General features: G+C 60.1%; 15 protein-coding genes and 1 riboswitch. Of the genes, 7 read left to right on the top strand and 8 right to left on the bottom strand.

What is annotated here, in order from left to right; all coding sequences use genetic code 11:
• Positions 1-151: 151 nt before the first annotated feature.
• The 3 genes from JMN22_RS21900 to JMN22_RS21890 form a co-directional block, all read right to left on the bottom strand.
• Positions 152-646: a DUF934 domain-containing protein gene (locus JMN22_RS21900; RefSeq protein WP_030137966.1), complete on the bottom strand. Its 495-nt coding sequence runs from the start codon at positions 644-646 to the stop codon at positions 152-154.
• Positions 630-2288 carry a nitrite/sulfite reductase gene (locus JMN22_RS21895; RefSeq protein ID WP_198798130.1) on the bottom strand — a complete coding sequence of 553 codons (1659 nt, stop codon included), beginning with the start codon at positions 2286-2288 and terminating at the stop codon, positions 630-632. Before JMN22_RS21895 ends, JMN22_RS21900 begins: the two co-directional genes overlap by 17 nt.
• A 547-nt stretch (positions 2289-2835) precedes the next feature.
• Positions 2836-3054, bottom strand: a complete 219-nt coding sequence (locus tag JMN22_RS21890) for a DUF2970 domain-containing protein (protein WP_030137968.1) — start codon at positions 3052-3054, stop codon at positions 2836-2838.
• Between the two features lie 169 nt (positions 3055-3223).
• Between JMN22_RS21890 and JMN22_RS26600 the strand changes: the two genes are divergently transcribed.
• On the top strand, positions 3224-6391 hold the full coding sequence (locus JMN22_RS26600) for a dermonecrotic toxin domain-containing protein (RefSeq protein ID WP_236010400.1): 3168 nt from the start codon (positions 3224-3226) through the stop codon (positions 6389-6391).
• Between the two features lie 251 nt (positions 6392-6642).
• Complete coding sequence (locus tag JMN22_RS26740) at positions 6643-10107, top strand: NEL-type E3 ubiquitin ligase domain-containing protein (protein WP_337248701.1); 3465 nt, start codon at positions 6643-6645, stop codon at positions 10105-10107.
• Between the two features lie 74 nt (positions 10108-10181).
• On the opposite strand, the gene metH is transcribed toward JMN22_RS26740, so the two are convergent.
• Entirely contained in the window at positions 10182-13892 is a 3711-nt protein-coding gene (gene metH, locus JMN22_RS21880) for a methionine synthase (protein WP_198798002.1), read from the bottom strand.
• Between the two features lie 155 nt (positions 13893-14047).
• Here metH and JMN22_RS21875 point away from each other — a divergent pair, with 155 nt between their 5' ends.
• Both JMN22_RS21875 and nfuA read left to right on the top strand, forming a co-directional pair.
• Entirely contained in the window at positions 14048-16339 is a 2292-nt protein-coding gene (locus JMN22_RS21875; protein ID WP_030137970.1) for a fatty acid cis/trans isomerase, read from the top strand.
• 115 nt (positions 16340-16454) lie between these two features.
• Positions 16455-17039 (top strand): Fe-S biogenesis protein NfuA, encoded by a 585-nt coding sequence (gene nfuA, locus JMN22_RS21870; protein ID WP_003182850.1) that lies wholly within the window; start codon positions 16455-16457, stop codon positions 17037-17039.
• Between the two features lie 300 nt (positions 17040-17339).
• Here nfuA and cobM read toward each other — a convergent pair whose 3' ends face one another.
• The 4 genes from cobM to JMN22_RS21850 all read right to left on the bottom strand — a co-directional run bounded on the left by cobM (position 17340) and on the right by JMN22_RS21850 (position 19451).
• Positions 17340-18086, bottom strand: coding sequence for a precorrin-4 C(11)-methyltransferase (gene cobM, locus JMN22_RS21865; RefSeq protein WP_030137971.1), 747 nt, complete (start codon positions 18084-18086; stop codon positions 17340-17342).
• Between the two features lie 68 nt (positions 18087-18154).
• The gene (locus JMN22_RS21860; protein WP_030137972.1) at positions 18155-18559 is read right to left on the bottom strand and encodes a cobalamin biosynthesis protein; all 405 of its coding nucleotides are present in this window, start codon (positions 18557-18559) and stop codon (positions 18155-18157) included.
• Positions 18556-19251, bottom strand: a complete 696-nt coding sequence (locus tag JMN22_RS21855; RefSeq protein WP_030137973.1) for a CbtA family protein — start codon at positions 19249-19251, stop codon at positions 18556-18558. Before JMN22_RS21855 ends, JMN22_RS21860 begins: the two co-directional genes overlap by 4 nt.
• Before the next feature lie 11 nt (positions 19252-19262).
• Positions 19263-19451 (bottom strand): CbtB domain-containing protein, encoded by a 189-nt coding sequence (locus tag JMN22_RS21850; RefSeq protein WP_030137974.1) that lies wholly within the window; start codon positions 19449-19451, stop codon positions 19263-19265.
• A 98-nt stretch (positions 19452-19549) separates the two neighbouring features.
• Positions 19550-19770, bottom strand: a riboswitch (cobalamin riboswitch).
• Between the two features lie 164 nt (positions 19771-19934).
• On the opposite strand from JMN22_RS21850, the gene JMN22_RS21845 reads away from it, so the two are divergent.
• The 3 genes from JMN22_RS21845 (at position 19935) to JMN22_RS21835 (ending at position 25041) form a co-directional block, all read left to right on the top strand.
• On the top strand, positions 19935-21560 hold the full coding sequence (locus JMN22_RS21845; protein WP_198798001.1) for a methyl-accepting chemotaxis protein: 1626 nt from the start codon (positions 19935-19937) through the stop codon (positions 21558-21560).
• Positions 21561-21600: 40 nt separating this feature from the next.
• Complete coding sequence (locus tag JMN22_RS21840) at positions 21601-22782, top strand: pyridoxal phosphate-dependent aminotransferase (RefSeq protein ID WP_198798000.1); 1182 nt, start codon at positions 21601-21603, stop codon at positions 22780-22782.
• Positions 22783-23079: 297 nt separating this feature from the next.
• On the top strand, positions 23080-25041 hold the full coding sequence (locus tag JMN22_RS21835; RefSeq protein WP_198797999.1) for a hypothetical protein: 1962 nt from the start codon (positions 23080-23082) through the stop codon (positions 25039-25041).
• Positions 25042-25088: the final 47 nt, after the last annotated feature.

The following is a 25088-nucleotide window of genomic DNA, read 5'->3' as shown; positions in this document are numbered from 1 at the left end:
GCTCGCGATTGCGATGGCTCAGCTTGTATCGATGTCGAATGTACCGACGCCATCGCGAGCAAGCTCGCTCCCACAGTGGATCTGAGGTTGAACGAGACAAAAAAAGCCCTGGACCGGTCACCCGGTCCAGGGCTTTTTCATGCATCAGGTTTCAGCGACGACGAAACAGCGGCAGCGGCTCGTCAGTGGCGGCCTGATAAGTCACCGAGAAATCCTTGAGGCTTTCAAGGGCTTCATACGGGTCTTTGTCGGCACGCAGGGCAAAGGCGTCGAAGCCGCAACGGCGCATGTAGAACAGTTGGTCGCGCAGCACGTCGCCAATGGCACGCAGTTCACCCTTGAAGCCATAGCGCTCACGCAACAGGCGAGCGTTGGAGTAGCTGCGCCCATCGGTGAAGGCCGGGAAGTTCAGGGCGATGACCTGCAACTGGTTGGCGTCGTCACCGATTTCTTCCGCTTCCTCGTCGGCGTCCAGCCACACACCCAGGCCGCCGTCGCGGGCCTTGAGGGCGTGGGCGTGATCGCGCCACAGGGCCAGGGGCACGATCAGGTCGTCGCAGTTGGAAATGCCATCGAGCGTCGCGTCCTTGGGCAACAGGTGCCAGGTTTCGTCGATGACTTCGTTGTTCTTAATGATTCGCTGCATAGACGCGTTCCTTGAAGAGGTCGATGCCGATACGTTGATAAGTGTCGATGAAACGTTCGTCTTCGGTACGTTGTTCGATGTACACGTCGATCAGTTTCTCGATCACATCCGGCATGTCATCCTGGGCAAACGACGGGCCGAGGATCTTGCCCAGGCTGGCGTCGCGGCTGCCGCTGCCGCCGAGGGAGACCTGGTAGAACTCTTCGCCTTTCTTGTCCACGCCCAGGATGCCGATGTGGCCAACGTGGTGGTGACCACAGGCGTTCATGCAGCCGGAAATGTTCAGGTCCAGCTCGCCGATGTCGAACAGGTAGTCCAAGTCGTCGAAGCGGCGCTGGATCGATTCGGCGATCGGGATCGACTTGGCGTTCGCCAGCGAGCAGAAATCACCGCCCGGGCAGCAGATCATGTCGGTCAGCAGGCCGATGTTCGGGGTGGCGAAACCTTGTTCGCGCAACTCGCCCCACAGGGTGAACAACTGGCTCTGTTCAACGTCCGCCAGGATGATGTTCTGCTCGTGGGACGTGCGCAGTTGGCCGAAGCTGTAGCGCTCGGCCAGGTCGGCGACGGCGTCCAGTTGCTTGTCGGTGATGTCGCCGGGCGCAACGCCGGTCGGTTTCAGCGACAGGGTCACCGCGACATAGCCGGGCTTCTTGTGGGCCAGGGTGTTGCGGGTGCGCCAGCGGGCGAAACCCGGGTGTTCCTTGTCGAGGGCAGCCAGTTCGGCGTCCTGGTTGTCCAAGGCTTTATAGGCTGGGTCGACGAAGTGCTTGGCGACGCGATGCACTTCGGCTTCGGTCAGGGTGGTCTGGCCGCCGCGCAGGTGGACCATTTCGGCCTCGACCTTCTCGGCGAACACTTCAGGCGTGAGCGCCTTGACCAGGATCTTGATCCGCGCCTTGTATTTGTTGTCGCGACGGCCATAGCGGTTGTACACCCGCAGGATGGCGTCGAGGTAGCTCAGCAGGTCTTGCCACGGCAAGAACTCGTTGATGAACGCGCCGACCACAGGGGTACGTCCCAGGCCGCCACCCACCAGCACACGGAAGCCCAGCTCGCCGGCGGCGTTGTAGACCGCTTCCAGGCCGATGTCATGGACTTCGATGGCCGCGCGGTCCGAACTCGAGCCGTTGATGGCGATCTTGAACTTGCGTGGCAGGTAGGCGAATTCCGGGTGGAACGTGGTCCACTGGCGAACGATTTCGCACCACGGACGTGGGTCGATCAACTCATCGGCCGCGACGCCGGCGAACTGGTCGGTGGTGACGTTGCGCAGGCAGTTGCCGCTGGTCTGGATCGCGTGCATCTGCACGGTGGCCAATTCGGCCAGGATCTCAGGCACATCTTCCAGGGCCGGCCAGTTGTACTGGACGTTCTGCCGGGTACTGATGTGGGCGTAGCCCTTGTCATAGTCGCGGGCAATCTGGGCCAGCTTGCGCACCTGGCGCGAGGTCAGCTGGCCATAGGGCACCGCCACGCGCAGCATCGGCGCGAAGCGTTGGATATACAGGCCATTCTGCAAGCGCAGAGGGCGGAATTCTTCTTCGCTCAGCTCGCCTGCCAGATAGCGTCGGGTCTGATCACGGAACTGCTTGACGCGGTCCTCGATGATCCGCTGATCGTACTCGTCATATACGTACATATAAGTCTCGTTCTCAGGCTTGGGCCGATCAGAAACAGCTGCAGGTTGGCTCGCTGAAATCGGGTTCTGCCTCGGCAATTCTGCGCGCACGGCCGCGCACTCCTAGGGGAGCCGGTGCAAGATACCTGTTTTGAGTTATGCGCAAAAGTGATGTTTGAGTATATGTAAAGAACCAAATCGACTAATGAGATTGATTATTGCCTAACCCACATTTGTCGTGCGGGCAATCATCGTCTTAACTGTGGTCGAGTCCTTATGCAATCACCTACAAAACCGACAAGAGGCGATGCAATGAGCAATCCGACCAAAGCAAGGAAAAGCGACAGTACCGTTGATGCCTGGGCCATTTTGTTCTTGATTATCCTGGTGGTGGGCACGGCGGTGTTCTGGGTCAGTCATCAATAATTTTCCATCAGACACATGAGCAGCAACTGTGGGAGCGGGCTTGCTCGCGAAAGCGGTGTGTCAGTCAACATAGACAGTGACTGAACCACCGCTTTCGCGAGCAAGCCCGCTCCCACAGGGGCATGTGTTGTTCTGAAGGGCGTTATAGCCCCGCCAGATGCACCACCAGCTTGACGATGCCAAACAGCGTCAAGGCGAAGATCACCGTGAACACGATCCCCAATATCACGAAGTGGCTCGGCTTGCCGTGGGTGAAATCCCGGGCGCGGTTCTTGCCGCTCTGCACGCCGAAGGCCGCAGCCAGCACGCTGTGCATCATCTGCAGCAGGGTTGGCGGTTTGTTGTCGATTGGATCGTCCATAAAACCCTCGATGAAAGTCGGATCTCTCCAAGCATAGTCAAACCGCGCCTTGTGGATGAATTCGATCGCTCTGGTCATTCGTTACACAATTTCCATCGACCTATAACTATGTACCGCTGATGGGGTTCGCCAAGCTGGTCTGCTGTCGCTTCATTCAAAGGAGCGATGTATGCCACCCAATCCCACGCAGAACCCGGAAACAACACGATCAAAACCGCAGGCCACGGAAAGTCTGCATGCAGACTTTCTGGAAGCGGCCATGCCTGCATGGCTCATCGAGGCTACGACGCAACGCAGGCAGGCGATAAAGCAAGCCGGAACGCAAATGCCGGCCTGGTATGCGAACGCTTCGCCAGAGCAGCGCAAGGTCGTGGATGCCTGTTTCACGCAAAGTGTCGCAGCGCAGAATCGATTGGACAAAACCCTGTCGGCATTCCTGGACATTGATACATTTGCCAGGCCGCTGTTGATCCAGGCACTAAAGGATCGGTTCAAGATAGAAGTGGACGTCGACAAGACGTTGCTGCACCTGATACGACCGTTGGAAATATCCGTGATCAAGGTGGAAATTTCTTCGTTCACAGTGTTCAGGTTGCCCCTGCTGCAAGTTGCGCTGCACAACTTCGAAAGCTGGGAATGCGAGCATGACGCCTATCATGCAACGTCAAGATTTGTTGCAGAGACGCATACGCCTGGCACTTACGCGCCCGTGGTGTTGAATGTGTCGGTGAGTCAATTCCTCACGCTGTGCCGCACCCTGGATATCGGTGCGAAATACCAAGCCTACCTCAAGTCTTTTTTCTACCCGGCTGACGCGACGACCGAAACGACGTTTCGCCAGCACTTCATTGCCAGTCAGAAAGCTGCGTTAAGGGCCGCAGCCGAGCAAGCGCTGTTGGCAAAGGATATAGAGCCGAGGGATCACGCGATGGTTCTGTCGGTCATCAACGGCGAATATGCCCCCCGGATAGGTGGGAAGCCAGTCTGGTTCGAAGACATGACCCTGATGGGGTTCAGACTGGTGGGCTGTGTCGCGTTCACGATTTGTGAAATGCATCGCTACAGCAATGAAGTGATCCTCTACGTGCCCCATGACCCTGAGCATCCGCTGAAGCGTTACGACGTCAACCAACTGAAAGCGCGCTTCAAGCAATTGCTCACCACGCCGGATACCGGGCAATCGCAAAACATTGCGCCTACACCGTATCAGCGCTTTTTCAGTCGATTCGTGCCCTACGGCAAACAACCTTATTACTTCAGCCAATTTGTCCAGGAAGCGGGCGGTTTTCCAAGCGTCCAGTTGCCTGCGCCATGGATGGGCATTTTCGAACCCTTCATACCCCCTTCGTTGATGATCCGCCTCCCGGCAATCCCTCCCGATCGTTCAAAGGCAAAGCGCGAACCGGATCCCTACGTCGCCCCTTCGACGACACCGCAGCAAGGCCGGACGTTGTGGGCCGATAATCTGGATCCGTGGCAGTACCTCTATGAGCGACACCGTGAAAAAGTGCTGGCCGATGCGCGCAGTCATGCGGTCCCCACGGAGGATGTCGACGCCAAGACGAGGCAAGAGAAACTCGCCAACCTACTGCAAATAGGGCTCTCGGCCGTAAATATGTTGTCCATGTTCGTTCCGGTATTGGGCGAGGTCATGATGGTGGTCATGGCGGGACAGCTGTTGTACGAAACCCTTGAAGGTGCGATCGAGTGGGGTGAGGGTGACAAACGGGCAGCCAAGGCCCATTTGATAGACGTCGCAGAAAACCTGGCGTTGATGGGCGTGATGGCGGGTGTGGGTGCCGGGGTCGGCAAGCTGGCCGCCATCAAGCCTGAACCGGTGATCGAGCACCTTGAGCCTGTGACGTTGCCCAGTGGCGAAACCCGCCTGTGGAAGCCGGACCTGAGCCGTTATGAAAGCAGTGTAACGCTCCCCGATACGAGCACTCCGAACGCATTGGGGCAATACGAAGTCGGTGGGACGACCTGCATCCGCCTGGGCGGAAAGGTTTACGAGCAGCTTTTCGATGCGTCGATACACAAATGGCGTATCAAGCATCCGACAGACAATTCAGTGTATCAACCCATCCTCCTGCATAACGGCACCGGAGCCTGGCGGCATTCGCTGGAGCGGCCAATGACCTGGAATCGCTTGACGCTGCTCAGGCGCATCGGCCATGAGACCGCAGCGTTTTCGGATGACGTGCTGCTCAGGCTCGCCGACGTCAGCGGCGTCAGCGACAACACGCTGCGTAAAATGCACATGGACAACTCGATGCCGCCTCCTGAGCTGAGGGATGCGATGCGCCTGTTCAAGGCGGACGCCGAGGCCGCCCAGGTGATTGACCGGATGCAAGGCACAGCAAGTTTGAGAGAGCTGACCCGGCAGCAGGTTTTCGAAAGGATCTATAAGGGCGAGGAACCTGCGGACGGTCGTATCAGGATTTTGCAGCGTGAGTGCCCTGGCCTTAGCGAGGCTGCCGCCCAAGAGGTCATCGCCCACGGAAGCGCTGCCGATCTCGCCCGCTTTGACGCAAGGCGCCGCGCGCCGTTGAACATGCTCGAAGAGGCGCGCTGGTATGCCCGACAAGGACGCCAGGTTCGGGCATATGCGGGGTTGCGCAGCGAGAGTGTGGCATCGGCCGACAGCCGACGCCTGGCATTGCATGCCCTGGAAAGATTGTCGGCATGGCCGGATACGCTGCGTCTGGAAGTGCGCGAGGGAAGCGGCGCCGGAGCATTGCTTGACAGTATCGGCGACAAGCATGCGCCGCGGAAAACAACCTTGGTCAAAAACGGACCTCACTATCAAGCGCTCGATGAGCGTGGGAAAGTCGTCGATAGCGTGCCCCGGCAGGGCGACGATTTCTACCGTTCGATCCTGTACGCGTTGCCTGATGATGTGCTTTCAGGGCTGGGGCTGGCGAAGAATCAAGACGCCCAGTTGCAACGCAGGATCATCGATTACGCAGACCTGCATCGCAAGGATATGCCACAGCTGCTTGAGCCCCGCGCCAGACGTTTCAAGCCACCCGTTCGAGTGAGCGCGACGCTCAAGGGGTATTACGCGAGCGGTCGAGGCAAGGGGATGCATCCTTCCATTCAGGCGCGGGTGGAGGCGCTTTATCCCAGCGAGCAGCAAGCCGAGGCGTTCATCAGGCAGCAACGGGCAAGTCAGAGCGGCAAGTCTATTCGGAGTTGCAAACGCGCCAGCGTGAATGGGAGTCGCTCGATGGCACGCTTCAACAATGGCTGGACGAGACACCGGGCAGCCCGACCGATGCTCACAAATTCAGGTTTGCCCAAGCGCTCAGGGATAGCTGGCGCCATCGTCCGTTAGCGGAAGAGTCCCCCGAAGGCACGCGGCTGTTGCTTTCCTGTCAGGTGCCGCTGCCCTCGATAACCGCCAACTTTGGCCATGTGCGTGAACTGTCGGTGGTTGGCGGCGGGCTGACGGACATCAATGCGGACCCCTTCCTGACGCTTTTTCCCGGGCTCACGAAGTTGTCGATCGGTGTCAGAGAGGCCGGCTTCATCGATCTGTTCCTTGGACAACAACCGTTGACCACCTTGCCGCACGCGGTGAGTCAAATGCCGGGACTTACCGACCTGCGTTTCTCCACCGCAGCTTTCGCCCTGGACAGGAGTTTTGCGTCAAGGCTCACTGCGCTGACTTCACTGGAGGCTTTGCACATCGAATATTCGGGTTTCGATCGGGTCGTGTTGCATGATCTTGACCTTACCCCGTTGGACCGTTTGCGTACGTTGAAAATCGACGCGCCGCAGGTTCTGTCGCGATGGCCGGAATACGTGCAGCGTCTTCCGAACCTCGAACGCCTGGACCTGGCGCGCACATCGATACGTACACTGCCTGACGCGATATTCCAAGGGCACGAAAAGCTGTGGGCCGGGTTGTCGCTGAATTGGTCGGCGCTGGCGCCTGAGGCGTTCGGGCGTGCCTACCGATACGTCAGCGGCTACTCAGGTGAGCTCGGCCATTTGGTTGACTTGAGCGAGATGGTGGATGGGTACTGCCGCGGACAATTGCGCATGATTGTCGGGGAGCCCGATCTTGTCGGGCGCCTGCCCGCGCGATTCGACAGTGCTTCATACACCCCGCAGGAGCGATTTACCGCGTTAGAAGCCATCAGGGCGGAGCACGATGGCATCTTTGCGCAGTTTTTCGAGCCGGAGGCACTGGAACAGTTGCCTTATTCCACGCTTGCGCCCTCAGGAGTGAAGGCAGGGTCCTTGCTTCGCGCGTTGCGAGACAGCTGGCGCGGCGCTGTTCGCCAGCGCCTTGGTTTGCCGACGGCTGAGGTCTCCACCTTCCAACTGCTCCCCTCCGGATCAAGTCTTCCAGGTAAAAAAATGACATCGCTCCCGGCGTTGCCAGCCGGCAGTTTTTCCCATGTGCATACGTTGCGCCTGGGATCGTTGGAGGTTTCAACCGAGCAAGCGCGCAGCTTTTTCAGGGCATTCAGTGGTACGCAAACGCTGGAGATCGGCAACAGCGGTTTCGCCGAATTGCCTTTCGCCGCCGAACATTTGCCAGCGTTGACGCAACTCGACCTGCGCAATAACAAGCTCATCGTCAATCCCATTGTCCAGGCGCAATTCAACGGCTTGACGCGGCTTGAACAACTGAATCTGGCCCATAACCCGCTCGAGACCCTGGATGTTACTGCCTTGACCCAGCTTCGGGCCCTGAACCTCAAAGCCACCCAATTGCGGGCTTGGCCAGCCGGCGCCGAAAGCCTGCAGCAACTGTCCTGGCTCGACCTGCGGGAAAACCGGCTGCGATCGCTTCCGCCATCCGTACTGTCCAATGATGACCTCATCCTGAAAACCAATTGGGCCGATAACCCCTTCAGCCCCGAAGGCGAGGCAGCCTTGAGCGCGGCCTATCAGCGAGTCGAAGATGCAAGAGGACTCCTCCACGGGGCATTGGCTCGATTTGCCAAAGAACCTGTACCGGATCAGTTCCCGCCGACGGAAACAGCCTGGTCGACGACACGCCTTCTATTAAGGCTTCCCGAGGAATCGGCAATCGTCGAGGGGGATGCCGGACGCACGCTTCGCCTGCAGCGGCTGGATCCGTTCTTGACGCAGGAACAGGCAGCCCGGAAGCTCGGGCAATGGCGGGAAAACGGGATGACCGAGACGCAAATCGACGACCAGCTCAACCAGTGGCATCAGGGGTGTGTCTCGCTGACTCGTCGACTGAATGATTGGCTCTTTATCCGAGACGCACAAGTCACCAGGGGCACCGTGTCCGCGCAAAGCCGCGCGCTCGCGGCGAACAGCATTCGTAAGGTTTGGCAAGAAAGACTGATACGCCACGATGGAACAGGGCAAACGCTCAGTCTGCATGGTCTGCAGTTGGGTGACTTGCCTGAGCTGACGGTGCCGTTTCCTGGCGTGACAACGCTGGAGCTTCCGGGCGTCCTGTTGACTGAACAAGGTTCCAACGGTTTCTTGGCGGCTTTTCCCAATTTGGGGCGGTTGGACCTGGGCGGCAATGGATTGACCGCCGTTCCGGAGGCTGCCTTGGAAATGGCGCACCTGGAGCACCTGGATTTCGGCGATAACAACTTGCCGCCGGCAGCGGCTTACCCGCTATTGACCAACGGTCGCCTGCGTTCGCTCAACCTTTCCCTCAATAGACTGGTAACGTTCGATCCTCCCGATTTTGGCCAGATCCAAGTGCTGGATCTCAGCAATAACGAGATAGAGAACTGGCCCAGCCATTTGTTGGATGCGCAAGAACTAGGGGCCCTGAACCTGAGCGGCAACGAGCTTACGGATCTTCCGGCCGGGTTGCTGGATGGCAACCACGAGAGACTCGTGGACGGAATGGACCTAACCGAAAACGAAGAGCTGTCACTCGACACGTTCTATGAACTCAGGGATTACCTCGAGTCGGGTGACATTGAAGAAGTGATGGGCTTTTCTCGAAGCGATATTGATAGCTTTATCGACATGTCAGAGTCGCCGCAAGGCGACACTTCCGATGTTGATGACGACTCCGATGGCGGCGCGGGCGGTAATATCCGTAACGATAGCCACGCCGCTGTCGCTCCGGTCGAGCCGCTCTTCAATCCTTCGGGCGACGCATCGGTCGAGGCCCTCGCACCCTGGCTGGTGGGGGCGGACAGTGAACAGGTCACGACCCGGAAAAGGATCTGGACGCAGTTGGCCGAAGAAAACGACCATGAACGTTTCTTCCAACTGCTTGCGCTGTTGTCAGACACGTTCGATTTCAAATTCAACCGAGCAGAACTGACGCGACGGGTATGGAACGTCATGGAGGCAGCCAGCGAAAACAGCGAGTTGCGGCAGTTGTTGTTTCGTGAAGCCGAAACCCACGGTACGTGCATCGATGGTCGCATCCTGACGTTCAGCGAGCTGGAAGTGCGTGTGTTTGTCTTTCAGGCTTTGCGCGACATTCCGCTGGATCGTCCGATGCTCAAGGGCCAGGCGTTGCTGCGCTTGTCGCGGCAGTTGTTCCGGCTGGAGCGGGTCGAGACGTTGGCCGAAGCGGCAGGTCAAGGCAGGGATCGGGCGGAAATGCGCCTGCGATACCGCATTGGCCTGACGAGCGGGTGGGGCGATGGCATCGATTTGCCTGGGCAGCCTACGCATATGGCTTTCGGCGCACCGATCACGGGAGAACTGGCGGCACGCACGCGTCACTCGATTCTCGAGGCAGAGCGCAGCGATGCGCTATTGGTGAACATGACAACGCGTGACTACTGGACGACCTACCTACAGGAGCGGCATCCAGAACTCATGAGTGATATCACCGATGCGGTCGCCAATAGGCGCCATGAGCTTTTGGATGAATTGGAGGACCGCAGGGCCGAGGGCACGGTCGATACGGAGCAATACAACCTGCAACTCACTGCGCAGGGCAGAGCGATTGATGCCTTGCGCACTCAGAAACTGGTGGAGCTGACGCGAACAGAGGTCAGTGACTTGCAGAACGTCGCCGCTGGAAGAACGGAGCCATCCGGTAATCAGTCGCCTCAACCAGGGCCGTCACGCCGTAACTGATCCATCGCTGCGGACTGCGTATGCCGACCTGTCGATGCCCGCTTCGTCGACAGGTCGGTTCGCGTTCTTTTCGCTCAGTTGTCGTAACCCAGGTTCGGCGCCAACCAACGCTCCGTCACGCTGAGATCCTGCCCTTTGCGTGCGGTATAGCTCTGCACCTGATCCTTGTCGATCTTGCCCACGGCAAAATACTGCGCCTGGGGATGGGCGAAGTACCAGCCGCTGACCGCCGCTGCCGGGAACATGGCGTAGTGCTCGGTAAGGAACACGCCGCTGCGCCCGGCTTTCATTTCACTGGCCTCGGGATCAAGCAGGCGGAACAAGGTGGCTTTCTCGGTGTGATCCGGGCAGGCCGGGTAGCCGGGAGCAGGGCGGATGCCGGTGTACTGCTCCTTGATCAGCGCCTCGTTGTCCAGGTGTTCGTCCTTGGCGTAACCCCAATGTTCCTTGCGCACCTGCTGGTGCAGCCATTCGGCACAGGCTTCGGCCAAGCGGTCGGCCAGGGCCTTGACCATGATCGAGTTGTAGTCGTCGCCGGCTTCTTGATACGCCTTGGCGACTTCTTCGGCGCCGATGCCGGCGGTGGTGATGAAGCCGCCGACGTAATCGGTGATGCCACTGTCCTTCGGCGCGACGAAGTCGGCCAGGGAGAAGTTCGGCTTGCCGTCGGTCTTGATGATCTGCTGGCGCAGGTGATGCAGGCGTGCCAGTGGCTTGCCGTCGTCGCCATAGACTTCCAGGTCGTCGTCATGCACCTGGTTGGCCGGCCAGAAGCCGAACACGGCGCGGGCGCTGATGAGTTTCTCGTCGATCAGCTTGCGCAGCATCGCCCGGGCGTCGGCGTACAACGCCGTGGCCGCTTCGCCGACCACTTCGTCGGTGAGGATGCGCGGGTATTTGCCGGCCAGGTCCCAGGAAATGAAGAACGGCGTCCAGTCGATGTATTCGGCCAGGACATTCAAGTCGATGTCGTCCAGCACCCGTGCGCCAGTGAAGGTCGGCTTGACCGGCTGGTAGCTGCTCCAGTCGAACTGCGGCTTCTTCGCCACGGCCGCCGGGTAGCTCAGGCGTTCGGTGCGGGCGCTGCGGTTCGAAGTGCGCTCGCGCACCTCGATGTAGTCCTGGCGGGTTTTCTCGACGAACGCCGGCTTCAGCTCCTTGGACAGCAACTGGGTCGCCACGCCCACGGCGCGGGAGGCGTCGGTGACGTAGATCACCGCGTCGTTGCTGTACTTGGGCTCGATCTTCACCGCCGTATGGGCCTTGGAGGTCGTAGCACCGCCGATCATCAACGGCAGGTGGAAGTCCTGGCGCTGCATCTCCCGCGCCACGTGCACCATCTCGTCCAGGGACGGGGTGATCAGGCCAGACAGGCCGATGATGTCGCATTTCTGTTCCTTGGCTACCTGGAGGATTTTCTCCGCCGGCACCATCACGCCCAGGTCGACGATGTCATAGCCGTTGCACCCCAACACAACGCCGACGATGTTCTTGCCGATGTCATGCACGTCGCCCTTGACCGTGGCCATGAGGATCTTGCCCTTGGCTTCCGGCTTGTCGCCTTTTTCCGCCTCGATGAACGGGATCAGGTGGGCCACCGCTTGCTTCATCACGCGGGCGGACTTGACCACTTGGGGCAGGAACATCTTGCCGGCGCCAAACAGGTCGCCAACGATGTTCATGCCGGCCATCAGCGGGCCTTCGATGACCTCGATCGGACGGGCGAACGACAACCGCGATTCCTCGGTGTCTTCGACGATATGGGTGGTGATGCCCTTGACCAGCGCATGCTCCAGGCGTTTGTTCACTTCCCAGCCGCGCCACTCTTCGGTTTCCGCTTCCTTGACGCTGCCGTCGCCCTTGTACTTGTCGGCGATGGCGAGCAGGGCGTCGGTGCCTTCGGGGGTGCGGTTGAGGATCACGTCTTCCACCGCGTCGCGCAGTTCCACCGGGATCTGGTCGTAGATCTCCAGTTGGCCGGCGTTGACGATGCCCATGGTCAGGCCCGCGCGGATTGCATACAGCAGGAACACCGAGTGGATCGCCTCGCGCACCGGGTTGTTGCCGCGGAACGAGAAGGACACGTTGGAGACCCCGCCCGAGGTCAGCGCGTAGGGCAGTTCGTCGCGGATGTAGGCGCAGGCATTGATGAAATCCACGGCATAGTTGTTGTGCTCTTCAATACCTGTGGCGACGGCGAAGATGTTCGGGTCGAAGATGATGTCTTCCGGCGGGAAGCCGACTTCGTTGACCAGGATGTCGTAGGAGCGCTTGCAGATCTCCTTCTTGCGCGCCTCGGTGTCGGCCTGGCCGGCTTCGTCGAAGGCCATCACCACCACCGCAGCGCCGTAGCGCTTGCACAGCTTGGCGTGGTGGATGAACTGCTCGACGCCTTCCTTCATGCTGATGGAGTTGACGATGCCCTTGCCCTGGATGCACTTGAGGCCGGCCTCGATCACTTCCCACTTGGAGGAGTCGATCATGATCGGCACCCGGGAAATGTCCGGTTCGCCGGCGATCAGATTGAGGAAGGTCACCATGGCCTTCTTCGAATCGAGCATGCCCTCGTCCATGTTGATGTCGATCACCTGGGCGCCGGCCTCGACTTGTTGCAGGGCGACTTCCAGGGCTTCGGTGTAGTTGTCCTCGCGGATCAGCCGGGCGAACTTGGCGGAACCGGTGATGTTGGTCCGCTCACCGACGTTGACGAACAGCGAACTGCGATCGATGGTGAACGGTTCCAGGCCTGACAGGCGGCACGCCCGTGGAATGTCCGGAATCTGCCGCGGCGCATAGCCGGCCACGGCCTTGGCGATGGCTTCGATGTGCGCCGGGGTGGTGCCGCAGCAGCCGCCGACGATGTTCAGGAAACCGCTCTGGGCAAACTCCTCGATGACCTTGGCCGTCTCGGCCGGCAGTTCGTCGTATTCCCCGAATTCGTTAGGCAGGCCTGCGTTGGGGTGGGCCGATACGTGGGTGCTGGCCTTGTTCGACAGCTCCTCCAGGTACGGGCGCAGTTCGCTGGCGCCGAGGGCGCAGTTCAGACCGACGGAAATGGGCTTGGCGTGGGCCACCGAGTTCCAGAAGGCTTCGGTGGTCTGGCCGGAAAGGGTACGGCCGGAGGCGTCGGTGATGGTGCCGGAAATCATGATCGGCAGCTCGACGCCCAGTTCTTCATAGACGCCTTGCACGGCGAAGATCGCCGCCTTGGCGTTGAGTGTGTCGAAGATGGTCTCGATCAGGATCAGGTCGGCGCCGCCTTCGATCAGGCCCTTGGTGGCCTCGGTGTAGTTCTCCACCAGCTCATCGAAGGTCACGTTGCGGTAGCCGGGGTTGTTCACGTCCGGTGACAGCGAGCAGGTGCGGCTGGTCGGGCCGAGCACGCCGGCGACGAAGCGCGGCTTGTCCGGGGTTTCCAGGGTCTTGGCGTCGGCCACCTTGCGGGCCAGGCGCGCGCCTTCCAGGTTCAGCTCGTAGGCCAGGCCCTGCATGCCGTAGTCGGCCTGGGACACCTGGGTGGCGTTGAAAGTGTTGGTTTCGAGGATGTCGGCGCCGGCATCCAGGTAGGCCTTCTCAATGGCACCGATCACGTCGGGGCGAGTCAGCACGAGCAAGTCGTTGTTGCCCTTGACGTCGCTCGGCCAGTCGGCGAAGCGTTTGCCGCGATAGTCCTGTTCTTCCAGCTTGTAGCTCTGGATCATCGTGCCCATGCCGCCGTCGAGGATCAGGATGCGTTCCTTGAGGGCTTGCTGGAGAAGATAGAGGCGAGCGCTGCGATCGGACATAGGACTACCTGGAAATAAAGACCATTACGAAGGCTGGAATGATAGCAAACCTGTGCAGGATTTGATCATGGCGGGCTTTTGCATGAATGTCGCTCATGTTTGCAAGGCGATGCTGGCCCGGTAGAATCGCCGGATTATCTCTTAGGGACCGAGACATGCCGTACCGCGTCTTATTCGGCAGTCTGTTGCTGCTGTTGTCTTTTACTGCAGCCGCCGGGAATCCCACTCCCGCGATTTCCTACACCCGCGACATCCAGCCGATCTTCACGGAAAAGTGCGTGGCCTGCCATGCCTGCTACGACTCCGCCTGCCAGTTGAACCTTGGCAGTGGCGAGGGCGCGCTTCGGGGCGCGAGCAAAGTGCCGGTCTACGACGGCGAGCGCCGCCAGGCCGCCGACCCGACCCGCTTGTTCTATGACGCCTCTGGCCAGCGAGCCTGGCAGCGCAAGGGTTTTTATTCGGTGATCGATGCCCAGGGCAGCCAGGCCGCATTGATGGCTCGCATGCTGGAGCTCGGACACCGCACGCCCTTGCAGCCCAACGCCAAATTGCCGGAAGACATCGTGCTGGGCTTGAGTCGCGACAACAGTTGCCCGATGCCGGAGCAATTCAACGAATATGCGGCCACTCACCCCAAGGAAGGCATGCCCCTGGCGGTCACTGGCCTGACCGACCAGCAGTACCAGACGCTCCAGCGCTGGCTGGCCGCGGGTGCCCCCATCGACCAGCAGGCCTTGGCGCCAAGCGCCGCCGAAGCCTTGCAAGTGGTGCAGTGGGAAAACCTGCTCAACGCGCCCGGCGCACGGGAAAGCCTGGTGGGGCGCTGGCTGTTCGAACACTGGTTCCTGGCGCATATCTATTTCAAGGGCGGCGAGCCGGGACATTTCTTCCAGTGGGTGCGTTCGCGCACGCCCACTGGCCAGCCGATCGACCTGATCAATACCCGCCGTCCCAACGACGACCCCGGCACCCGCATTTATTACCGGCTATGGCCGGTGCAAGGGGTGATCGTGCATAAGACCCACATCACCTACGGCTTGAGCGCGGCGAAAATGGCGCGGATCAAGAGCCTGTTCTACAGCGGCAACTGGCAGGTCAGCGCATTGCCGGGTTATGGGCCGGAGCGCCGGGCCAACCCGTTTTCCACGTTCGAAGCGATCCCGGCCCAGGCCCGTTACCAGTTCATGCTCGATAACGCCGAGTATTTCGTGCGTACCTTTATTCGCGGTCCCGTGTGCCGTGGTCAGATCGCCACGGACGTAATCCGCGATAACTTCTGGGCGCTGTTCCAGGCGCCCGAGCATGACCTCTACATCACCGATCCGAACTATCGCGGCCAGGCCACGCCGCTGTTGGCGATGCCGGGGCAGAACGATGACGTAGGCAGCGTCGTCAGCCTGTGGCTCGACTACCGGGACAAACGCAACGAATACGAAGCCCTGCGCCGCGACAGTTACGCCGAGCTGCCGGCGCCGAGCTGGTCGACGCTGTGGGCGGGCAATGACAATGCGCTGTTGAGCATCTTCCGGCATTTCGACAGTGCTTCGGTCACCAAGGGCCTGATTGGCGAAGTGCCGCAAACCATGTGGTTGTTCGACTTTCCGCTGCTGGAGCGCACCTACTACCAGCTCGCGGTGAATTTCGACGTGTTCGGCAACGTCTCCCACCAGGCCCAGACCCGGTTGTATTTCGACCTGATCCGCAACGGCGCGGAGCAGAACTTCCTGCGCCTGATGCCAGCCGATTCCCGCGAGGGTTACCTCGACGACTGGTACCAGGCCGGCGGAAAATTCAAGATGTGGCTCGATTACGAGGCCATCGACGACGACAAGCCGACGGCGCTCAAGCTCGACGAGAAAGATCCCAAAGGCGACTTTGCCCAGCAGTTACTGGCTCGCTACGGTGAGCTGAATGCCCGTCCCGATCCGATCAACCGCTGCGAAGGCGCCTACTGTTCGCGGCCGAACATCGATCCAACGCTGCAAAACGCCGAGCAGGCATTAAGTCGCTTGGTGTCGCGCCCGGCGGCGGGCCTGAAGGTGATCGACCAATTACCGGAAGCGACGATGCTGCGCGTCGAAACCGCTGACGGTCTCCGTGAGGTCTACAGCTTGCTGCGCAACCGTGCCCACAGCAACGTGGCGTTCCTGCTGGGCGAAGAAAGCCGTTACCAGCCGGGGCTGGACACGCTGACGGTCTACCCGGGCGTGCTCAGCAGCTATCCCAATTTTATCTTCAACATACCCGCCGGGCAGGTGCCGGCGTTCGTCGATGCCATGGAAAGCGCGCCGGATGCGGCGGCGTTCGAGCGGATTGTCGAGCGCTGGGGGATTCGGCGGAGTCACCCGCAGTTCTGGCAGTATTTCCACGACTTGAGCCGATACATCCAGGAAACCGACCCTGTGGAAGCGGGCGTGCTGGACATGAATCGCTACCAGAATCTCTGAACAAGCAGCCGACGGCGTGCCCTTGCGCCGTCGGCTGCTTTCCTGACAAAAATACTGGGACTTTGTCCGGCGCGATGATTGGCGTAAACTGCCGGCAAGCCTGCGAGGAGTTTCCATGACCGCCATTACCATTACCGATGCCGCCCACGATTACCTGGCCGACCTGCTGTCCAAGCAGAACACCCCGGGTATCGGGATCCGCATCTTCATCACCCAGCCCGGCACCCAGTATGCTGAAACCTGCATCGCCTACTGCAAGCCGGGGGAAGAAAAACCCGAAGACACCGCGCTGGGGCTCAAGAGCTTCACCGCGTACATCGACTCGTTCAGCGAAGCTTTCCTGGACGATGCGGTGGTCGACTATGCCACTGACCGCATGGGCGGCCAACTGACCATCAAGGCGCCGAACGCGAAAGTGCCGATGGTCAACGCCGACAGCCCGGTCAACGAGCGCATCAACTATTACCTGCAAACCGAGATCAACCCGGGGCTGGCCAGCCACGGCGGCCAGGTATCGTTGATCGACGTGGTGGAAGATGGCATCGCCGTGCTCCAGTTCGGCGGCGGCTGCCAGGGCTGCGGCCAGGCCGACGTGACTTTGAAGGAAGGCATCGAGCGCACCTTGCTCGAGCGTATTCCGGAACTCAAGGGCGTGCGCGACGTGACCGACCATACGCAGAAAGAAAACGCCTACTACTGATAGGTGTTCGCTGCGCGCAAAACACTGTGGCGAGGGAGCTTGCTCCCGCTCGATTGCGTAGCAATCGCAAGGCAACCCGCACGTCTTCCGTGATGGACGCGTGAGTCGCCCTGGGGACCGCTTCGCGGTCCAGCGGGAGCAAGCTCCCTCGCCACAACAGCCTCTGCGATTCCTGTGGGAGCGGGTTTACCCGCGAAGGGGCCAGCCCATCCGACATCATCACCGGCTGACCCACCGCCTTCGTCGAATCGCCGCCCGGAGCAGGTTCGCTCCCACAAGGGATCCGGGTGTGCCGATAGGTCAGGGCCTGTAGAGATGCGCATGCCCGGCGCGGTACAGCGATGATTCGCTGAATACATCATTGCCCAGCACACGTCCGACCAGAATCAAAGCCGTACGCCTGAAGCCCTTGGCCTGTACCTTCCCGGCGATGTCCTCCAGCGTTCCCACTACCCAATCCTGATCCGGCCACGTCGCCCGGTGAATCACCGCAATCGGACAATCCGCGCCGTAGTGGGGCAGGAGCTCGTCGACTATTTTTTCCAGGTGGTTGACCCCCAAGTGGATCGCCATGGTCGCCCCGTGTTGCGCCAGGCTTACCAGCTCTTCCCCTGTGGGCATTGCGGTTTTGTCCGCGTAACGGGTCAGGATCACGCTCTGGGACACGTCGGGCAAGGTCAACTCGGCACCGAGCAGGGCGGCGCAGGCTGACGTGGCGGTTACGCCGGGGATGATTTCGAAAGGAATGTCCAGTTCGCGCAGACAGCGGATCTGCTCGCCGATGGCGCCGTAAAGGCTCGGATCGCCGGAATGCACACGGGCTACGTCGTGCCCCTTGAGATGGGCGTCTTTGATCAGCTCGATAATTTGTTCCAGATGCAGCTCGGCGCTGTTCACCACTCGTTCGGCGCGATGGCCCTCCAGCACGGCTGCCGGAACGAGGGATCCTGCATAGATAATCACGGCGCAACTGCGAATCAGCCGCTGACCCTTGACGGTGATCAGTTCCGGATCGCCGGGGCCGGCACCGATGAAGAAGACGGTCATGACCGGTTTCCTGTTGAGAGTGGGGGTGCATGAGCGGCGCTCATGATTCCAGCGGCGATTATCGAGTGTTACGAAGCCGTCGCCAATGCCAGCGTGGCTTGTGCAGCCTTCTGGCGGGTAACCAGTAAACTCGCGGGGGAAGAACCCCATCGATCGGCCAGCGCGAGGGCGGCGCTTTCGGCGACGCCGTGGCAGCCCGTACGCTCAAAGGCAATCTCGGACAGATGACTGAGCCGTGCTTGATAGCCTGCCAGCTCCTCGGCAGTGAAACACGTCAGCGACAGTGACAATTGCGCCGCCAATTCCAGCAGCCCGGGTTCGTCACGCTTGAGTTCGATGCTGGCCAATGCCCGTACCTGATCAAGCGCAATACCATGGGCCTGCAAGGTCTGGTCAAGCAATGCCCGCAACGTGCTGGCCGGGCAACCGCGCTGGCAGCCGAAGCCGACCACCAGGATGGGCCCATTGCTCATGCGTCGTGGTGGACCTGGGCGCCCCGGCGAAACAGCCAGGCGCTGATCAGGCCCAAGGCCAGCCAGAATGCAACATTGGTCAATTGCGAGGCGAGCTTGAACTCACTTTCCAGCGCCTCGGGAGCCAGCATCGAATGCACTTCGGGCTGGGGCGCGCCGATCACATGAGGCGTCACCAGGATGGCGAGGCCCAGCAACTTCAACAGCCAATGCCGACCGAATGCAATCAGTGCGATGCCCACTGCCGTGGACGCCGCCGTGCCGATCCACCACATTTGCCGCTGGGCCAGATCCGCCGCTGCCGTGCCGGGTAATTCCGGTGGCAGGCCGAGAGTCGGCGCCAGCACGAAAGTCGCATAACCGGCCAGTCCCCAAAGCAAGCCCTGGGACGTCCGCGTCGGTGCACGCAAGGTGTACAGGCCCGCCAGCATCAGCGCAAAACCCACCGCGACCACCAGATTGCCGCCCGTCGTGGACAGTACACGCTGCCAGCCGTCTTCCGGTTCCCAGGCTTCGGCGTCATGGCTATGTGCAGCCCCAGCGGCATGTTCATGGACCTCGGTCGCCGGGGCCTTCTCGAAAGTCTCCGCCTGGAGAATCAGCGGCGACACCCAGAAACTTTGCAGCAGAGTCAGCAGCAGGGCGGCCAGTAGCCCGCTGAAACCAGCGGTTTGCGCGATACGCTTGATCATGTCGGCAGCACTCAGTGGCACGGGAACGCGGCGCTGTGCCGTGTGTCATGGGCTGCGTTGTGCACTGCTTCGATGTGGGAGAAACCGGCGAAATAGACCAGGCCCGCGCCGAGGATCGAGGCGAGGACCGCCGCGCTCAGGCGCTGGCTCAGGGTAACGGTGCTGCTGGTGGAGCGGGCGGTGCTGCTGATGGTCGACATGGCGCTTCCCTCTGGTCTGTCAGCGGGCGGATCGAGCGCAATGAAAACCCGGGCAAAGGCTCGCCGGGATTCGAACAGCGCCCGCCCACCGCGGGTTTGTTGAAAATGAGTCATGGGCCGGTCTCCGGGCTCACGAGGGACAGGGCTTGAGCCGTGCCTGCAAGCGTCACCTTCCCATGCGCACGCACAGTGGATTCGACGCTTCACTCGCTTACCGTTGCGGGGGCAGCACCGGACTGACGTGGCCTTGAAGTAAAGCACACGATTCACCGGTTTCCCGTTTCACCCTGTGAAGGGCACCCAAACTGGCGCACAGGAGACCATGGGCGAGGGCGGGGCGTCAATTGAACACGCCGGGAATATATTTCATCGTCCTCCTGCAAAAAGCCTCAAGCCCAGCCGATAACCGGGTAGGCGTACACATAATTATCCCAATCGATACGCCGGCGGCATGGACGCTCGACCCACCACCGAGGTCTTCCCATGTCCCTACGTAGCTTGAATATCGCCCCCCGAGCCTTTCTCGGCTTTGCCGTCATTGCGCTATTGGTCGTTGTGCTCGGCGTGTTCGCCGCCAATCGCATGTCCGTCATTCGCCAGGCGTCGGTGGACATGGAGCAGACCCAGTTACCCGCCGTCGGTCACCTGGCCAATGTCCTTGAAAACGTGCTGCGCATGCGCATTCTTTCATTTCGTATCCTGGTCAACCGCGACCCGGCCAGCCTCAGCGAGGCCGAGACCCGCATCGGCGTGCTGGTGGAAAAACTCAACAAGGCGAATGCAGCCTATGCAGCGCTGCCCGCCGAGCCAGATGAAGCTGAACTGTATAAAGTCTTTTCGAAAACCCTGGAAAACTACCTCCAGGCCCAGAAGGAAATGCTGGATCTGTCCCGACAAGACAAGGCCGACGCGTTGCGCAGCCTCATCAACACACGGATCAAGGAAGGCACTGACCAGATGGGCGAGCAACTCAACAAGCTCATTGCAATGAGCGTGGCGGAGGGGCATGAAGCGTCGGATCAGGCCGGCGACTATTACAACAGCGCCATCACCGGCATTCTCGTCGTCTCGATCATCGCCGCGCTGGCCACCGTGCTGCTGGCCCTGCTGCTGACCCGCAGCATCGTCACGCCTCTGAACCGGGCGCTCGAAGCGGCCCGGACCATTGCCGGAGGCAATCTGGTCGCCGTTATCACCGACGAGGGCAAGGACGAACCCGCCCGGTTGCTCCAGGCCCTTGGCGCGATGCAAAGCAGCCTGCGCCAGACCATCGAGCAGATCGCCGGCTCCGCCACCCAGCTGGGCGCCGCCGCCGAAGAGCTGAGCGCCGTCACCCAGGAATCTTCCCGGGGTTTGCAACAGCAGCACAATGAGATCGAGCAAGCGGCCACCGCCGTCAATGAGATGACCGCCGCCGTCGAAGAAGTCGCCCGCAACGCCGTGTCGACTTCCGAAGCGTCGAACCAGTCGACCCAGGCCGCCCAGGAGGGGCGCACACGGGTAGTGGAAACCGTCGACGCGATCCAGACCATGACCCACGACGTGCAAGCCACCGCCTCGATGATTGAAGGCTTGGCAATCCAGGGCCGCGACATTGGCAAGGTGCTGGACGTGATCCGCGCCATCGCCGAACAGACCAACCTGCTGGCCCTCAACGCCGCCATCGAAGCCGCCCGTGCCGGCGAGGCCGGGCGGGGTTTCGCGGTGGTGGCCGATGAAGTCCGCGCCTTGGCCCATCGCACTGCGCAATCAACCCAGGAAATCGAAAAAATGGTTGCCGGCATCCAGAACGGCACCGGCCAGGCCGTGCAGTCGATGCAGCAAAGTAACCAGCGCACCCAAAGCACCTTGGAACTGGCCCGGGCCGCTGGCGTGGCGCTGGAGCAGATCACTCAGTCGATCCACCAGATCAACGAGCGCAACCTGGTCATCGCCAGTGCGTCTGAAGAACAGGCCCAGGTCTCGCGAGAAGTGGACCGCAACCTGATGAACATCCGCGACCTGGCCACCCAGTCGGCCAGCGGCGCGCAACAGACCAGCGACGCCACCCATGAGCTGTCGCGCCTGGCGGTGGGGTTGAATGCGGCGGTGGCGCGTTTCGTGATTTGAGATAGGGTTGAGGCTGGACACCGCGCTCACAGGAGATTCCATGCGCTTTTCAGCCTTGACCCAACGCATCACCGGTGACGGCGCTGCCGCCTGGGACATTCACGACCGGGCGCTGGCCATGCGCGAGGAGGGCAGGGAAGTCTTGTTGCTCTCGGTGGGCGATCCGGATTTCGACACGCCGCCCGCGATTGTCGAGGCTGCCGTCGCCAGCCTGCGGGCGGGCGATACACACTATTCGGATACGCGGGGCCTGCACTCGTTGCGCGCGAGCATCGCCCGACGCCATCAACAGCGCTGCGGCCAACCGGTGGGCGCCGGGCATGTGACCGTGCTGCCCGGCGCGCAATGTGCCGTCTATGCGGTCGCGCAGTGCCTGCTCGACCCTGGCGACGAGGTGATCGTCGCCGAGCCGATGTACGTTACCTATGAAGCGGTATTCGGCGCCTGCGGGGCGAAAGTGGTGCCGGTGGCGGTGACACCGGAAAACGGCTTCCGCGTCCAGCCGAACGACGTCGCCCGGCTGATTACCCCACGCACCCGCGCCATGCTCCTCAACAGCCCGAACAACCCCTCCGGCGCCAGCCTGGCGCTGCCGACCTGGCAAGCACTCGCGCACCTGTGCATCGACCATGACCTCTGGCTGATCAGCGACGAGGTCTACAGCGACTTGCTGTACGAAGGTGAGCACATCAGCCCGGCGGGCCTGTCGGGAATGGCCGAGCGCACCGTGACCATCAACAGCCTGTCCAAGTCCCACGCCATGACCGGCTGGCGCATCGGCTGGGCGATCGGTCCCGAACCCCTGGCTGAACATCTATCCAACCTGTCGCTGTGCATGCTGTTTGGTTTGCCGGATTTCGTCCAGCGTGCCGCTCAGGTTGCGCTGGAGCGGGATTTGCCTGAAGTGGCGCGGATGCGCGAGGAATATCGCCAACGTCGGGATCTGGTATGCGAGGCGCTTGCGAAGTGTCCGGGGCTCAAACCTGTACGACCCGATGGCGGCATGTTCGTAATGGTCGACGTATGCGAGACCGGCCTGGCGGCCCAGGCGTTTGCCGAGCGGCTGCTGGACGGGTACGCCGTGTCGGTGTTGGCGGGGGAGGCGTTTGGGCCGAGTGCGGCGGGGCATATTCGGATTGGGTTGGTGGTCGATCAGGTGAAGCTGGCGGAGGCGTGCCGGCGGATTGCCTCGTGTGCCGTTCAGTCCTTACAAGTGCGCTGAAGTTCTACAACGGTCTACACACACACACACACCAGCGTAGCGTATTCAAAAAGAGCGCCCGATCCAGAAAGAGCGATGTTCGCGTGCAAGGCGCGTTCATTTACAGAATTGAAATATTGCCGTTCGCTGCCTGTTAAAACGACGGACGGTATCCGCACCTGTCAACTCTGACAGTATTCAATCGATTGGATAGAGAGTCGAATAGGTTCACTTGGGTTCTGTTGTGTAGACCCGGAATGCACTACGCATCATCAGCGCGGCGCAAATAACCTCAATGTCGCGAGTTTGGAGTGGAAAGTGAGCGAATCGAAAGAGAACAAAGACTCAGGTGAAAGAGAAGGGCCTTTGATGCGCAAACGAGGTCCAATATTGGCTGAGCTGAAGAAATTATCGATTCCCTTGATTATTGAAGACAGTGACCCAGAAGGGCTGCTTCCCACAGGGTCACAAAATCAACCGTTGCCTGTCTATGTGCCTGAGCGATGGCCCGAATATGCGATTGCGGGTGAAGAAGACATTATCGAACTTTATTGGGAGCGTCCCACTAATAGGACGGGCGCGCCCGTTCAAACACTCCCCGTGAAAGGCCCCATTACAGAGGATATGTTTCCCCTTCCTCTTGCCGTACCGAGGAACTTGCTCCAGCCCGATGGGCGTTTCGAAATATGGTACGAAGTTGTCATAGAGGGTGCTGGTAATGGGGCGCCTTCTGAACATCGCTTTGTGACAGTGGATACCGAACCGCCCAGTTACGATAAACAACTTGAGGTGTTGCTGTTTCCCAGTAACTTGCCTGGGAACATCATTACCGAAGAGTATCTTCTGAACAACAATGACAAGGTCGAGTTTCGCCTTCCGTCGCCCACTTATACCGGCGCGGCGGACGGCGATGTGCTTGAGTTGTTCTGGTCGCAAACGAACCCGCCCACCGAGACGTTTGTCACACCAAAAACGGTTCTTCAGGCGGAGATTGATGCCGGAGACATTCGTGTGGATTTGATGGGCGACGACATTCGTGCGCCGAACCAAAATGGAACCTTCCATGCTTTTTATAAAATTCGGGACCGTGCCGGAAACGAAACGCTGACCTATTCGAAGCCAGCCACCGGCACCGTTTCACTCATACCTTGGCCTGGCCGACTTCCGCCACCCACTGTGCCGCTGCATGACGATGACAACCTCGTACACCGGGCCGATGCGCGAGCGCAAGTGCAGGCAGTCGTTGAAAATATTCCCCCTCCATTGCTACCCAGTGACCAGATAGAACTGGTTTGGGACGGTATTCGGCTGCCCCGGCGCAACGCTGTTCTTCCGTTGAACATACCGGTGCCATGGATTTTTTTGATCGCCAATGGACCAGGCCCCTCGGTCGTCAAGGTGGGCTACAACTTCATTCGTGGTGGTAGTTCGCGTGCTTCGGAAGAAGCCGATATCAGCATCAATTTCACGGTTGCCGGTCAGGACCATCCCAATGCACCGGCGTTGCTCAACCCGCTTTTACCGCTCATTGATATTGTGGGTGGTTCGGGCGTGCCCAATGTGTTGTTGCCCGGTGACAGGACCTCTCCGGTCATTCCGAAGCTAAAACTTTATCAGGCGCCGAGTCCCGGAGAGATGCTCGAGCTCTACTGGGGGCAATACAGCGGGGCCGTCGCCACCTATACCGTGCGGGCCGGCGATGTCGAAGGCGCGGAAGTTTTGTTCTCCGCCGTATCTTGGGATGTGATTGATACGGAGCCTAACAACGCGAGATTGCCGGTGTACTACACAACCAGCAACGGCGTTAACGAACAGCAATCCGAAAATACTTATGTGCGCGTTCAGGTCACTACCATTGATGATTTGCCAGCGCCGGTTTTTGAGGATGCGGATGGTTTTGGTTATATCGGTTGTGAAGATAAACCATGGGAAGGGATTCGGGTTCGCATAAAATTCGACAGTGGTCATTTTGCAGCAAGCGACGAAGTCAGGGTGTTTTGGCAAGGTTATCGAGCATTCAATTCTGCCGATCCTATTGACGAAACTTATGGTGAATTTCCAGAAGAGATAAGACCTGAGCATATTCGTGACGGGTTTATCGATGTCTGGATCTTGCCCTTTGATCCGCACATAAAACCGGTGTCGAGAGGATCGTGGGGCACTTATTACACACTGAGCAAAACGGACGGACAATTTGGCACTTCTCCGGCGCCGGAGAATTTGAAGATTGTTGAAACCGTTTCGGAGGAACAGTGTGCTGCCTCAAGACATGAGGGCTGAAGGACTGAAGACTGTTTGATGTCGGGCTCGCTGGGAAGTAATAAGTT

This window comes from Pseudomonas sp. HB05 (assembly GCF_016756915.1).
Taxonomy (GTDB): Bacteria; Pseudomonadota; Gammaproteobacteria; order Pseudomonadales; family Pseudomonadaceae; genus Aquipseudomonas; species Aquipseudomonas alvandae.
Note: the sequence above shows the minus strand (reverse complement) of the source record. Positions and strands in the feature narration are given on the sequence as shown.